Annotated in this window: 10 protein-coding genes and 2 pseudogenes; 7 read left to right on the forward strand and 5 right to left on the reverse strand. The window is 58.3% G+C overall.

The window, feature by feature from the left end; translation table 11 throughout:
- Both GGD46_RS31265 and GGD46_RS31270 read right to left on the reverse strand, forming a co-directional pair.
- Positions 1-95, reverse strand: a pseudogene (locus tag GGD46_RS31265) (GNAT family N-acetyltransferase); the annotation flags it as partial.
- 50 nt (positions 96-145) lie between these two features.
- Positions 146-979, reverse strand: coding sequence for a sugar phosphate isomerase/epimerase (locus GGD46_RS31270; protein WP_184711048.1), 834 nt, complete (start codon positions 977-979; stop codon positions 146-148).
- A gap of 230 nt (positions 980-1,209) precedes the next feature.
- Between GGD46_RS31270 and GGD46_RS31275 the strand changes: the two genes are divergently transcribed.
- Together GGD46_RS31275 and GGD46_RS31280 are read left to right on the forward strand one after the other, a co-directional pair.
- Entirely contained in the window at positions 1,210-2,139 is a 930-nt protein-coding gene (locus GGD46_RS31275) for a sugar ABC transporter substrate-binding protein (RefSeq protein WP_184711050.1), read from the forward strand.
- 196 nt (positions 2,140-2,335) lie between these two features.
- On the forward strand, positions 2,336-3,370 hold the full coding sequence (locus GGD46_RS31280) for a sterol desaturase family protein (protein WP_184711052.1): 1,035 nt from the start codon (positions 2,336-2,338) through the stop codon (positions 3,368-3,370).
- Between the two features lie 193 nt (positions 3,371-3,563).
- Here the strand turns inward: GGD46_RS31280 and GGD46_RS31285 are convergent, their stop codons facing one another.
- On the reverse strand, positions 3,564-4,604 hold the full coding sequence (locus tag GGD46_RS31285; protein WP_184711054.1) for a LacI family DNA-binding transcriptional regulator: 1,041 nt from the start codon (positions 4,602-4,604) through the stop codon (positions 3,564-3,566).
- A 177-nt stretch (positions 4,605-4,781) separates the two neighbouring features.
- Here GGD46_RS31285 and GGD46_RS31290 point away from each other — a divergent pair, with 177 nt between their 5' ends.
- From GGD46_RS31290 to GGD46_RS31300, 3 genes and pseudogenes are all read left to right on the forward strand, one after another.
- A complete protein-coding gene (locus GGD46_RS31290; protein ID WP_184711056.1) occupies positions 4,782-5,099 on the forward strand; it encodes a MocE family 2Fe-2S type ferredoxin in 318 nt (105 codons plus the stop codon).
- Positions 5,096-6,337: an NAD(P)/FAD-dependent oxidoreductase gene (locus tag GGD46_RS31295; RefSeq protein WP_184711058.1), complete on the forward strand. Its 1,242-nt coding sequence runs from the start codon at positions 5,096-5,098 to the stop codon at positions 6,335-6,337. The genes GGD46_RS31290 and GGD46_RS31295 overlap by 4 nt, the downstream gene beginning before the upstream one ends.
- A 119-nt stretch (positions 6,338-6,456) precedes the next feature.
- A pseudogene (locus GGD46_RS31300) lies at positions 6,457-7,019 on the forward strand (N-acetyltransferase family protein); the annotation flags it as partial.
- Between the two features lie 248 nt (positions 7,020-7,267).
- On the opposite strand, the gene GGD46_RS31305 reads toward GGD46_RS31300, so the two are convergent.
- On the reverse strand, positions 7,268-9,619 hold the full coding sequence (locus GGD46_RS31305; RefSeq protein ID WP_184711061.1) for a methyl-accepting chemotaxis protein: 2,352 nt from the start codon (positions 9,617-9,619) through the stop codon (positions 7,268-7,270).
- A gap of 495 nt (positions 9,620-10,114) precedes the next feature.
- Between GGD46_RS31305 and gstA the strand changes: the two genes are divergently transcribed.
- The gene (gene gstA / locus GGD46_RS31310; RefSeq protein ID WP_184711063.1) at positions 10,115-10,720 is read left to right on the forward strand and encodes a glutathione transferase GstA; all 606 of its coding nucleotides are present in this window, start codon (positions 10,115-10,117) and stop codon (positions 10,718-10,720) included.
- Positions 10,721-10,888: 168 nt separating this feature from the next.
- Here gstA and GGD46_RS31315 read toward each other — a convergent pair whose 3' ends face one another.
- The gene (locus tag GGD46_RS31315) at positions 10,889-11,530 is read right to left on the reverse strand and encodes a hypothetical protein (RefSeq protein WP_184711065.1); all 642 of its coding nucleotides are present in this window, start codon (positions 11,528-11,530) and stop codon (positions 10,889-10,891) included.
- A gap of 358 nt (positions 11,531-11,888) precedes the next feature.
- Here GGD46_RS31315 and GGD46_RS31320 point away from each other — a divergent pair, with 358 nt between their 5' ends.
- Positions 11,889-13,064: an aminotransferase class V-fold PLP-dependent enzyme gene (locus GGD46_RS31320; RefSeq protein ID WP_184711067.1), complete on the forward strand. Its 1,176-nt coding sequence runs from the start codon at positions 11,889-11,891 to the stop codon at positions 13,062-13,064.
- Positions 13,065-13,402 lie beyond the last annotated feature (338 nt).

Genomic DNA, 13,402 nt, shown 5'->3' on the forward strand with positions numbered 1-13,402 from the left:
ATCAGCACTTCGCCGGCCCGAGGTCCCTCAAGCTGAACCGTCATCACCTCAAGCGGCTTACCGGCCTGCACCGCGACTGCTGCTCTTACGTCCATCGAAATTCCTCCAAAATCAATAGTCTATCCGTGATATCTCGTTTGATTTATCAGCTGGCAGTTCTTGCCCACAAATCCAGTATTTCCTGCCTCATGAGCAGGGATTCCTCCCAACGATCGGTGCTGTCTTCACCGTCCCTTCCGGTGATGGCATAGGGCTTCGGTCCCAGCTCACAGGTGAAGGCAAGCGTTGCGTCCTTATCGGCCCGGTTGCGCCAGCTCTTGAAACCATAGTCCCACCAGCCGAGGAAAAGATCGACCCAGGGTCTGTGATGCGGGAAGGAGATTTCGATCTGAACCTGTTCGCGTGAGGCAACGCGGCCATGAAAGGCCCAGGAGCTATCCAGGATCCGATGAATAAGCGCATGGTTCTCCTCCGATACAGGCCAGGAAAACTCTCGCCCGACGAGGAAATGCGAGATATCGCCGAGTAGCCGCAGGTTCGGCAGCCGGTCGAGCAGATCGAGCGTGAAGAACAGGTCGGTCGTCATCCGGTCGCGGTGGGTCTCGATCCAGACATCGATGCCGGCCTCTTCCGCCAGCCGCTGCCAACCTTCCAGCAAGGGGATGCAATCTTCCAGCCGACGCAGTCGCACGTCAGGCTGCAGGCAGACGTGATGGACATTGAATTCAGCAGCGATTTCCAGCGCCGGCTTCAGATCGTCGACGGTCTTGGGGAAACATTGCCCCTCCGCCTGCAGACCATGCTGTTTCAGAAGGCCGGCAATACGGGCAACGACATCGCGGTCATACCAATGGGTGCTGATGCCATCGAAGCCGGCAGCCGCAATCTTTTCGATATTCTCCTCCAGAGAAAGCTCTGGATAACGCGCGCTGCGTCGCTCCATGGACCAAAGCGACTGGAATATGAGCAAATTCTGCATAGTTCCTCCCGTAGCAGTAGGTTGCTCAGATCACGAATTCCAAGTGTTCGCCAGCCGATGCGATGATGGGTTTTGATCATCGGTGCGTTTCATTGCAAAGCGGATGTATTCGCCCGAACACGGGCCGCCGGCATGATGGTTTTTCATCAAAATACTCCCGGACGCCAACCAGCTCCATCGGTAACTCTTTCCTAGCGGTCACTTGGGCCGTCGTTTCCTGGGAGGAGAACATGTTGAAGTTTTTAAGCGCCGGCGCGCTCGCGCTCGTGCTGTCATCGCAAGCCCATGCCGCCGATCGGATCGGTGTCTCGATGGGCTACCTGACAACCAATTTCCGAACCTTGATCGCCAATGGAATGCAGGACTACGGCAAGACCAAGGGCCTCGACCTGCAGGTGGTCGACGCCGCCAACGACGTCAACAAGCAGCTCGATCAGGTGCGCAATTTCGCGGCCGGCGGTGTGTCGGCCATCATTGTCGACCCGGTGGATTCTGACGGAACGTTGGCGATGAGCAAGATTGCGGCGGATGCCGGTATTCCGCTGATCTACGTCAACATCCAACCGACGGACCTGACGACGCTTGCAAAGAAGCAGGCCTTTGTCGGATCGAATGAAACCGAATCCGGCACGCTGCAGACGAAGGAAGTCTGTCGCATACTCGGTGGCAAGGGCGACGTCGTCGTCATGGTCGGCGATCTCAGCAGCCAGGCGGCGCGCCAGCGGACGCAGGACGTGCATGACGTCCTGAAATCGAGCGACTGCAGCGGCATCAAAGTCGTGCGCGAGCAGGTGGGCAATTGGAGCCGGGTCGATGGCGCAGATCTGGTCTCGAACTGGCTGACGTCAGGGCTGACCTTCGATGCGGTTATTGCCAACAATGATGAAATGGCGCTCGGCGCGATCTCCGCAATCAAGAATGCAGGGGGCTCGACCGACAAGACCATCGTTGCAGGTATCGACGCGACGCCCGACGCGCTGCAGGCAATGAAATCAGCCGACCTCAAAGTCACGGTATTCCAGGATGCGAAGGCACAGGGCCGCGGCGCCGTCGATACCGCACTCAAGGCCATCAAGGGCGAGCAGATCGACCGGGAAGTATGGATCCCCTTCAAACTGGTCACAAAGGAAAACATGGTGCAGTTCGAGAGCCTGAACTGACGAAACGGGCATCAGCAACGAGGAGCGCAGCTGCCGGCGCCGGGGAAGGAGGAGCCATGGCGTTCCCCTTCCCATCCCTCATTGAGGCTCGACGAACTTCTCATCGCCGTGAGCAAATTTCATCAAATCAATGCTGTCGTTTCCAGTCGACACCGCTGACACTGACTGCATCGTTTCATTCACCGGGAGGCACATCATGGACGACACGCTCTACGGCACGCGCGATAAGCGCGGCGACTGGAAGCCAAAGAAGCTTTTGCAATACCCGCCCGTCTTCATCTGGCCGGCCAAACCGATCGCATTCCTGAAATGGTTCTTTGGATACCCCGGGTATCTGATGCCCTGGAATGTCGTCTATGCCGTCGTCGCAACGCTGCTGTGGCTTTACGCGACGCCCTCCATGGAAACCATGAGGACGCTGGCGCCGGGCTGGATCGCCTATCTACTCGTGCGCAATGCCGCTCTGGTCTTCGTGTTTTTCGGCGCCTTCCACCTGCGTCTCTACATGCAGAAGAAGCAAGGCACGAGCTTCAAGTACAATAGCAAATGGCCATCGAAGGATAATTCGGCGTTCCTCTTTGGCAACCAGACCACCGACAATGTGATCTGGACCTTTGCGAGCGCCGTGCCTTTCTGGACGGCCTTCGAGGTGCTGACCCTCTGGGCCTTTGCCAATGGTATCATTCCCTATGTGGATTTTGCCGAACACCCGATCTATTGCGCGATCATCATGCTGTTGATCCCGGCCTTCCGCGATCTGCACTTCTACCTCGTGCATCGCCTGATCCACTGGCCGCCGCTCTATCATGCGGTCCACAAGCTGCATCATAACAACGTCAATCCAGGTCCGTGGTCAGGTCTGGCCATGCACCCGGTCGAGCATCTCCTGTATTTCTCAGGCGTTCTCATTCATTGGATCGTGCCGTCCAGTCCGGTCCATGCGCTGTTCCATCTGACCCATGCCGCGCTGGCGCCGGCGCCGGGCCATGCCGGCTTCGACAAGATCGTCATCGGCGAGGAAACGGGCATCGATACCCATGCCTATGATCACTATCTCCATCACAAATTCTTCGAATGCAACTATGCAGACGGTGTCATTCCGCTCGACCAATGGTTCGGCACCTTCCACGATGGTTCGAAAGAAGCGGAGGATCGGATGAACAAGCGCTTCATGGAGCGCGCCAAGAAATATGCCGAGAAACAAGCGCGCCGCTCCGGCACAGCGGGCTAGAGCAGAGCAAAATCAGAGCCGGCCGGATCACGCCGCCGGCACAATGATCTCACGCGCTTGCCGAAGTCATATTGCGCTCCATATGCGCCATTTCGGCTCTCCCCCGCCACCGGCCTTGCCGGCCGTCGATGGCGGGAAATGCCGGAGCCTGCGGCCCTCCTTCGCAGGCTCCGGCCTTGTCATTTCCGCTTTATCACCGAGCAGTGACAATCGGGGCTCCTATATTCTCCGCCGTATACGTCAGAAACGGCACCGGATCCTGACTGACGGGCACATCGATGATCCCCATTCGCAATAGAATAGTATCCAGCGCCCGCCTTGCCTGTGTCTCAGGCGCTTGATCGAGCACGAGCGTCATCAGCCCCGACGATATGAAGCGGCGGGTTTCATCATTGAGCTCGTGCCCTATCCACACGCATTCACTCCTTCTCTGCCCCTGAAAGCGCTGAAGTACCGAGCCGACACCGAGATTGGCGCCGCCGGCGTTGTAGACGCCGACAATATCGGGGCAACGTCGCAGCGCCTGTGCCAGCAACTCGGCGGATTGCACGTCATCATCACGACCGAACACCACCTCTGAAAACGTCAACTTTGAGCGGCCCTCGGCACCGAGATAATCGGAAAAGCCGCGAATACGCTCCCTGTGGATCTGATAGGCCCAACTGTGGCAGACGGCGATGATGCTACCGGTAACGTGTTGGAGCATGCGCGACATATAGAATCCGGCGGTTCGGCCCGCGGCATAATTGTCTATACCGACGAACACGTCGTCCCTGCCGGTGAGGTAGGAGACGATCTGCACCACTTCGACACCGGCTGCCCGAACCTTGCGCAAGCTCTCGCGAATTGCCGGGTGATCGACGGCGGCAACAATCAGACCATGCCGGCGAATGCTGCTGTCAGCCACATGCGCCGCAAACTTCTCGGGATCGCTCTCTTCCACGAAGGTCCGGTTGACGGTGATCGAGCTGTCCAGCGAGGCGGCAATCCGCTCGAAGGCACGATTGAGCCTGCTGAAGAACGGCGACTCCGGCCTGACCAGGATGACCTCGATGCGGATCGTGCCGCGATAGAGGCTTGGAATGTTCCCCTTGTAGCCCAGCCGCTTGGCAGCCAGCACCACTTTCTCCGCCGTCTGCGGCTTCACGCTGCCGCGTTCGTTCAGAACACGTTCCACGGTCGCAAGGCCGACACCTGCGGCCGCAGCAATGTCCACGAGACGTGCCTTCTTCATTCCGCTCCTCCTTGATGAAAAATGATCATAATCAGCGTGGAATGTGAAGGGCAATTTCGCGCATGCTTGAAACCAGTCGGGGAGAGAAAACGAAGCGCGATCAAGGCGCAACATCATATTTTCCCAACATCTGACAATGGCGTTGACGGCTTTGGCCGAATGTAATGGGAGGAAGAAATGACCAACTGGGTTGACGCGTGCGGTGCCGATGAAATCGATCAGGAAGATGTCCTTCGCTTCGATCACGCCGGGCGAACTTTTGCGATTTATCGTAGCCCTGACGACGAGTATTTCGCCACCGATGGCCTTTGCACCCACGAAAAGATCCATTTGGCCGATGGGCTCGTCATGGATGACACCATCGAATGTCCAAAGCACAATGGTCGCTTCAGCTACAAGACGGGTGAGGCGCGGGGGGCGCCGGTCTGCATCAATCTGAAAACCTATCCGGTCAAGGTGGAGGGCGATCGCGTCATGATCGGAATCGGAGCATGAGTAGCGAGCCCGGGATCATCATCGTCGGCGCCGGCGAGTGCGGCGCACGCGCAGCTTTAAGCCTGCGCGAAGGAAGCTACCTGCATCCCGTCACCATCATCGGCGAGGAGGTTCATCTGCCCTATGAGCGACCGCCACTTTCCAAAAAGATCTTGCTTAATGAAGGAGAACCTCAATCTCCAGCCGTGCTCGACGAGCTCGCGCTCCAGGAGCGGAATATCCGACATATTGGCGGAACAACGGCGACGGCTATCGACACCTCTGCAAAAAAACTGATCCTTTCGGATGGCCGGGCATTGCCTTACAGCAAATTGCTGCTGACGACGGGCGCAACGCCAAGGCGATTGCCGAACGTTCCAACCAGCAGCCGGATCGTTTACCTGCGAACGATCGACGACGCGCTTGCGCTGCGTCCCTGGATCCGCGCCGATATGCATGTCGCCGTGCTCGGCGGCGGCTTCATCGGGCTGGAGGTCGCCGCTTCGGCGCGCAGTCGCGGTGCCAAGGCAACGATCATCGAGGCGCAGGAGCGCATTCTCAAACGCGGTGTAGCCGAGCCGATCGCCGAAACAATGGCGTCTCTGCATCGCCGCAACGGCGTCACGATCCAATGCGGCGTGAGCGTCCTCGATATCGAAGCGGACGAGCAGCGCGTCGCCATTTCTCTGTCCGACAGAGAAATGATCACGGCAGACGTACTGGTCGTGGGGATCGGCGCGCAGCCCCGCATCGAGCTCGCCGCTCAGGCAGGGATTGCCGTCGATAATGGCATTACCGTCAACGAACGTCTGGAGACATCGGTTGCAGATATCTATGCCGCCGGCGACTGCTGCTCCTTTCCACATCCCCTTTATGGCGGCCGTCGGCTGCGCCTGGAGGCGTGGCGCAACGCGCAGGATCAAGGCATTCTTGCCGCCGCCAATCTCTTAGGCGCCAACCGCAGCCACGAGGCCGTCCCCTATTTCTGGTCGGATCAGTTCGATCATACGCTCCAGATCGCCGGTCTTGCCGATGAGGGCCGCTCCGTTGTTCGCAGAGACCTTGGCGAGGGCGCCTTCATCCTGTTTCATCTCGACGGCGAGCAACGGCTGGTCGCAGCAAGCGGCGTCGGGCCTGGCAACAGGGTCGCCAAGGATATCAAGTTGAGCGAGATGCTGATTGCCAAGCACCTGATTTTGCCTATCGAGGCACTGGCTGGGGGCGTAAACCTCAAGTCCCTGCTACCGCGAGCAGCCTAGCGGCAGCAAGCGATAAGGTCAGCGCTGTACAGTGCTGCTGAACCCTGCACGACCATGCGGAGCAAAGCCATACGGATAGCTACCTTGCCGATTATCTGACTGCGCCCTACCCTTGGCTCATGCAGAATCGCTTCTCCTTCCACCCAGCGACCGCTGATCGCTTGTCCGATATAGAAGCGGTCTTCGACGACTGCTCCGGCGGCAGAAACTGTCGCTGCGCCTACTGGTATCTTCCGAACGCTGACTACAAGGCGGGATGGGGCGAGGGAAATCGCGCTGGTTCCGAAATCTGATCCATTAACCACCCCCGCCGCGTGTTCTCGCCTATCAGAAGGGCGAACCGGCTGGATGGTGCGGTGTCGCGCCACGTGCAGTATTCGACCGCCTGCGGCGTTCCAAGCCCTTTGCTCCCATCGATGACAGAGTGGTGTGGTCGATCAATTGCTTCATCGTCCGCAAATCATTCCGACGGCAGGGGCTCTCGCGCCTGCTGCTGAAACATGCCGTCGAGTTTGCAATGGCTCAGGGGGCCGAATGTCTCGAGGCATATCCCGTCGATCCGTCCATTGCATCAAAATCAAGCGAACTTTATCCGGGGACGCTATCGATGTTCCTCGATGCCGGCTTCGTAGAAGTTGCAAGACGGCTGCCTTCAAGGCCAGTCGTGCGCTTGGAATACCGCCGAACACGTCGACTGGAGATCGGAGGCGGTCGCTTTGCGACGAGGCATTGTAAACCCGCGGCTGGGTTGGAGCCCGATAGGGCCGCATCCGTGAACGATCTGTGCGCAGACAATGTTGCATCGAGCACCAGATAAACCTAGCACTCGATGTCGTGGAAGCCGTTCAATTCGCAGGCGATTTGGTCAGTGACGGCCGCTTTGCCATCATTCGCGAAACGGCGCTCCATTGGTCAGAAGCACTTCAGCTATCAAAAATCCTCCCAGGCCGGGCTTGCTGCTGCCGAGGTTTTTCCGAAGGCAGAGCGAAGTCTCTCGCCCAATGCCCTTTGGCCGGAAAGCTCTGGCCCTGCCTGCGGGATTGCGGCTGGTCGAGCGGTGCCGGTGGTCATGTCGGCTGTTCTGCGTGGCGAACCGCTGATTGAAACCACTCTTCCCGCGTCCAGCTTGAATTGCCCAAGCCTTGCCGAAAGCGAGGAAACCTCGCTGGCGAGCGTATGCGTTGCCGCATTGGATTCCTCGACCATCGCAGCATTCTTCTGCGTCGCCTGATCCATCTGGTTGACCGCCGTATTGATCTCCTGAAGGCCCGTCGACTGTTCCCGGGCCGATTGCACGATCGCCTGAACGTTGCGATCGATCAGTTGGACCTCCTGAACCATAGCCTGCAGCGCCTCTCCGGTCTGGCCAACCAGGCTGACGCCTCTCTTGACCTGATCTCCGGACGAATGAATGAGAGCCTTGATTTCCTTGGCAGCCGTTGCGGAGCGCTGCGCCAACTCCCGGACCTCCTGGGCGACGACGGCAAAACCCTTGCCGGCCTCCCCCGCGCGGGCCGCCTCGACACCGGCATTGAGAGCGAGCAGGTTCGTCTGAAACGCGATATCGTCGATCACACCGATGATGTTGGAAATCGACTGAGAAGACTGCTCGATGCCGTTCATGGCTTCGACGGCACAGTGAACGATCACGCCGGACTGCTCGGCATTGCCTTTCGTGCGGCTGACCAAGGCAGCCGCCTCTTCTGCACGTGTCGTCGAATCCTTGATGGAGGTGGTGATCTGCTCAAGTGCTGCCGCCGTTTCCTCAACAGAGGCGGCCTGCTGCTCCGTACGTCTCGCAAGATCGTCTGCGCCGGTGCGGATTTCCTCCGAGCCGGATTGGATGACGGACGCATTCTCCGAGAAGGAGACTAGGGCAGCTTGAAGTTTTTCAACGGAGGTATTGAAATTGCCGCGTATTTCGTCGAGAGCCGAAGTGAATGGTTGGTCGAGCCGCACGGTCATATTTCCATCTGAAAGCTGGACCAGCCCTGCAGCAAGCTCGCTGACGGCGAACTTCACTTCCGCTTCCTGAGCATTGTTGATGCGTGCACGCTCGGCGCGCTCGGCTTCCTGCGCGGCACGGCTAGCTTCCGCCTCGGTCTCCAGGCGCACCTTGTCGCGGTTGCTTTCCAGCAGGATGTGCAGCGAGCGCGACAAGTCGCCGATTTCGTCGCGCCTCTCACGGTCCTTGAGTACAACGTCGAGATCCCCATTGGCGATACGATCTGTTTCGCCGATGACGTTCTCTATCCTGCGAACGAACCTGCGTGCGATCAGCCAGCCGGCAAGTCCCAAGAGAATGGCCGCGATCGAGGTGACTGCAATCGCATTCCTCACGACGCTATTGACCTGGGCGAAGACCGTGGCTTTCGGAACGACCACGATCGCGTACCACGAGGTGGTGTCGGTTAGTTTTACCGGTTCGGCGATTGCGAAATAAGTCCCGCCGTCAGCGCCAGTGATTTCGCGCTCAGTGCCGGGATTGGCAATCAGCTGATCCCAACCCGCGGTCTCTGCACCGCCATCCTTGATGTTCTTTCCGATAAGTGCCGCGTCAGGGTGGCTGATCATCCCGCCTGCGCCGGTAACAAGGCTCATGAAGCCCGTTCCCATCGGTCGAATGGCGGAAATGGCTTTCTGGGCATCGTCTAGAGCCATATCCAGACCTGTGACCCCCACCGGCTTCCCATCGATCATGATCGGCTTGGCGATCGAGGTCATCAGCACTTGCTTACCGTCGATCGCATAGGAATATGGCTCGATGATTACGGTCTTCCGCTGACTGAACGGAAGCTGGTAATAGTCGCCGGCGCCCGCGACGGTGTAGTCGACAAGCGGGACGTTGGTGACTTTGCTGCCGCTGCGGACCCAATAAGGAATGTAGCGGCCGGTGGCATCATTGCCGTCCTTGCCCGCGAAGTCCTTGTCCTTGCCATCGAAGGCATTCGGCTCCCAGCCTGTCCAAACACCGAGAGCGCCGGCATTGCCGTCAAGCAGGTTCTTCAGGATTGCATCGGCGGTCGTCCGGTTCGCATCATTGGCGATCCGCATGGTGGACAACACCGTCTCAAGCGAATTGACGACGGCGATTGCCGCCCCGAGGGTCTTTTCCGATCCCGCCGCGGTCGTGCTGGCGATCTGCTGCATTTCGCCGAGGCTGGATTGGCGAATATTGGTATATGCGGAATCAATCAGGATCGCGGAAGCTGCCACCGTTGCGACCACGCCGCATGCGGCGACTGAAAAAATATTGCGGCTAGTTGCAGATTTCAAAATCATATCACCACCTTGTCGGGTGGCGTTGCGATCACTCGGCGCGCCCCCACGTGCCTTTGAAAGTAACAATATTCTGCAAGCGGCAGACAACAATCAGGACCGCTCGCTCATGGGAAAGCTAGATGTTCTTGATTAAAAATGCGTGTATCGAAATATCTCCCAAGCCGTGCGCCTCACCATAACTTCTGGTCCCCAAGAAATTCTGGCAATCATTTGCAGAGAATTTATGTTTTGAACGAATAGAAGCTAAAACGGCATGTATTGCACCGCACAATTAGTGAAAAATATCACAATTCAAGCGCCCGGATCGGACCTGTCGCCACATGTCGCGTGGCGCCGACCATAAAGTCATCTGCAATGGATTGTCGCGCGACGGGATGATCATGCAAGGGATCAGCAAGCCGCCGGCAAAAGACCTCCGGATCAAGCAAATTTGTCTTGAGTATCAAAGCGTCTCCATGGCAGTGAGCGGCGGCAAATTTCGGGAGTATCCATTTTATGAAACTGTTCTACAAAGCCGGCGCCTGCTCGCTCGCACCGCATATCGTCGCGCGGGAAGCTGCCATCGATCTTGACGTTATCCAGGTCGACCTCGCCACCAAGAAGACGGAGCAAGGCGAAGACTATCTCGCCACCAACCCGAACGGCTACGTGCCGGCTCTTGTGCTGGACGGAGGCGAGTTGCTGACGGAGTCGCAGATACTCGTGCAGTATCTGGCCGACCTGAAACCCGAGAGCGGCCTGATGCCGAAAGCCGGTGAGATGGACCGCTACCGGGCGCAGCGCTGGTTGGCTTTCATTTCGAGCGAACTCCACAAGACATACGGCCCACTCTTCCGGCCCGATACGCCCGACGCGACCAAGGACACAAACCGCGCACATCTCGCAAAGCGCCTCGGCTATGTCGATGCCAGCCTCGAAGGAAAGCCCTACTTGCTCGGCGATCACTTCACCGCCCCCGACGCCTATTTGTGGACGGTGCTGGGCTGGTCCGGCCGCGTTGGCGTCGACCTGTCCGCCTACAAGAACATCAATCGCTTTATCGAAACGGTCGCAAGCCGTCCGGCCGTGCAGGCCGCCCTGAAAGCCGAGGGGCTGATCTGACGATCCGTGGAAGCTTGTTTGTCAGGCTTCCCTTCAGGCTTGGCACCTAACACACAAGGAAGCCCGCCTGCAAAGGCGGGCTTCACGCCAGCTCCTATCCTGCAGGCGTCCCGATTTTCCCGCAGCAATCCGCGCTCAATTTCTGCGCGGCGATCGCTTCCATCGTCATCACAACTGTTTGCGAACTTTGCCCACAGTCAGCCGGCCGGCGCTGCCATCGGAGAGCTTTACGGTTCCCCAGGCAGACATCAGATCTGCTGCCCTTGTGACCTCGATCCGCCCGATGCGGCCATCCGAACATTTGACCGGAAGAGTAATCGTTGGGCGCCGGTCCCTCAGATCGTCGCTGCCGGATGCGATGGTCGTGCCCTTGAAGATCTCGCCTGAATCCATTTTGGCTTTCGCTGGAAGAATGATGTCACCGCGTTTCTCGCCTTGTTGCCTCACCGGGCTAGAACCCGCAGTTCGCAGCGCACGCGCAATGCTCGGCGCCAACCCGCCTCCGCTCATGAACCTTGTATAGTCATCATAGGAAATGGCGCCTCGCGCATAGGCGGTCAACATTCGACGGCAAAATTCGCGACGCACACTCGCCTCCGGCACGCGCAAAAGCTTCGCCAGCTTCTCCTGCACATCCGGCTTGATAGCCCCGTGACTACATTCTTCTATGTTCCAGTTGAGGGCCGCCGGGTCGCTCAAACTGTTCCTGCCATAGTCATATGTGCTCTTGTTGGCGACGACCGATTGAGCTTTTGCTGCCAAGGGAAGAGCCATCATTGCAATGGCCGCCGCGATCATAAGTCTCTTCATTCCACCCCCCGTTTGTCGTCCCGAGATGGTGAAGTGCCCCATGCGGATTGGGAAGCACCCTCGCCGAAAAGTTGAAAGAGAGACCGGGATATCCACCGTTTATGGAACTTTGCCTTTAATGCTGTCACCGGGGCCCTCGAAGAGGACGACCCGCTCAGCTGCCCGGCTCGACAGAGCTTCAAAATCCGAGCGTGCGGAACCCAACCGCGCTTTTTGACGTGCCCGCTATCAAAAGTGCCGTATATCCAGATAGGCAATGGCTTACGCAATGCCGCCCTATACGTTTCGCCGACGAGGTTATAGAAGTACCTCCGCGCAACGGCTGAAGCCGACAAGCGCTCCTGGAGAGGCCAAACAGATGATCGATCTCTTTGCTGTTCGGGCCGATACGCCCGGTGTCGAACATGGCATCCACCTGAACAACGCGGGCGCCGCGCTGATGCCGCGGCCCGTCCTGGACGCCATGACAGGCCATTTGCGACGCGAAGCCGAAATCGGCGGATACGAGGCTGCGGGCGAAGCGCAGCGGGCCCTGGATGGCGTCTATGCCAGCGTTGCGAATTTGCTCGGCGCCCGAGCGGAGGAGATCGCGCTGACGGAAAATGCCACGGTGGCATGGCAAATGGCCTTCTACTCCTTCACCTTCAAGCCGGGAGATCGAATCCTCACGGCGCGCGCGGAATACGCGGCCAACTATGTGGCTTTCCTACATGCTGCAAAAACGCACGGCGTGACGATCGACGTCGTGCCAAACGACCATAACGGCGTTCTTGATCCCGAAGCGTTGGAAAGCATGATCGACGATCGTGTTCGTCTGATCGCGATGACCTGGGTTCCGACGAATGGCGGCCTGATCAATCCAGCGGCGGAAGTCGGCCGCATCGCCCGCCGCCATGATGTGCCCTATCTGCTCGACGCCTGCCAGGCGGTGGGGCAAATGCCGGTTAATGTCCAGCAACTCGGCTGTGACATGCTGACGGCTCCGGGCCGCAAATTTCTTCGCGGACCGCGCGGCACCGGCTTCCTTTATGTAAGGCAATCATTGCTCGAACATCTGCATCCGCCGGTGATCGACCACTTTGCCGCGCCCTGGGTCGAACCCGACCGGTACGAGCTACGCGCCGACGCAAGGCGTTTCGAGACCTGGGAGAACAACTATGCGGCGCGCCTGGGCCTCGGCGTTGCAATCGACTATGCGCTTTCCTTGGGGCTGGAACATATAGAGGCGCGCTGCAAGTCGCTCGGCACGCTCTTGCGCGCAGAATTGAGTCGATTGCCGGGGGTTCACGTGTATGACCTCGGGCCAACACCCGCAGCGATCATATCTTTTTCCATAGACGGCCACGAGGCCGAAACCGTCAGAAACATTCTTGCCGAGGCTGGAATTCATGTCAGCCTATCAAAGGCTTCAAGCACACTGTTGGATGCGAAGGCTCGCGCCCTGCCGACGTTGATCCGGGCTTCACCCCACTATTACAACACCGAGGAGGAGATCCTCGCACTCGTCGAACGTTGCCGCCGGCTAACCAGTTAGACCAGGCATCAGCGTTTCAGTTGGCATGCAAAAACCGCAATTTGGGGTAGCCTCGGGCCTACGGGATTTCACTCTCCGTCCGGCGAAGGCAAAAACACAACCTTCACGCCATTCACGAGCGGCAAAAACCCCGCCTGGCGTGTGAAAATGGGACAAATCGTAAGATTTTCCATCCATTTAAATCACTCACACTTCAACAATCATTGCTAAATGAACGTCTCGTAATATATTCATTTAGAGCGGTTGCCACGTTCTGGTAATTTGCGACCGCGCCCGTACGCTACATGAGGTTGCGTTGTCGACGCGCAAGCTCCGATGCGAGCGGGCCGGTTCAAACT

This window comes from Martinezella lusitana (genome assembly GCF_014207095.1).
GTDB lineage: Bacteria > Pseudomonadota > Alphaproteobacteria > Rhizobiales > Rhizobiaceae > Rhizobium > Rhizobium lusitanum_B.

Coding starts and splice junctions, on each gene's coding strand:
- GGD46_RS31270 (WP_184711048.1), bottom strand. CDS start 979: ATGCAGAATTTGCTCATATTCCAGTCGCTTTGGTCCATGGAGCGACGC.
- GGD46_RS31275 (WP_184711050.1), top strand. CDS start 1,210: ATGTTGAAGTTTTTAAGCGCCGGCGCGCTCGCGCTCGTGCTGTCATCG.
- GGD46_RS31280 (WP_184711052.1), top strand. CDS start 2,336: ATGGACGACACGCTCTACGGCACGCGCGATAAGCGCGGCGACTGGAAG.
- GGD46_RS31285 (WP_184711054.1), bottom strand. CDS start 4,604: ATGAAGAAGGCACGTCTCGTGGACATTGCTGCGGCCGCAGGTGTCGGC.
- GGD46_RS31290 (WP_184711056.1), top strand. CDS start 4,782: ATGACCAACTGGGTTGACGCGTGCGGTGCCGATGAAATCGATCAGGAA.
- GGD46_RS31295 (WP_184711058.1), top strand. CDS start 5,096: ATGAGTAGCGAGCCCGGGATCATCATCGTCGGCGCCGGCGAGTGCGGC.
- GGD46_RS31305 (WP_184711061.1), bottom strand. CDS start 9,619: ATGATTTTGAAATCTGCAACTAGCCGCAATATTTTTTCAGTCGCCGCA.
- gstA (WP_184711063.1), top strand. CDS start 10,115: ATGAAACTGTTCTACAAAGCCGGCGCCTGCTCGCTCGCACCGCATATC.
- GGD46_RS31315 (WP_184711065.1), bottom strand. CDS start 11,530: ATGAAGAGACTTATGATCGCGGCGGCCATTGCAATGATGGCTCTTCCC.
- GGD46_RS31320 (WP_184711067.1), top strand. CDS start 11,889: ATGATCGATCTCTTTGCTGTTCGGGCCGATACGCCCGGTGTCGAACAT.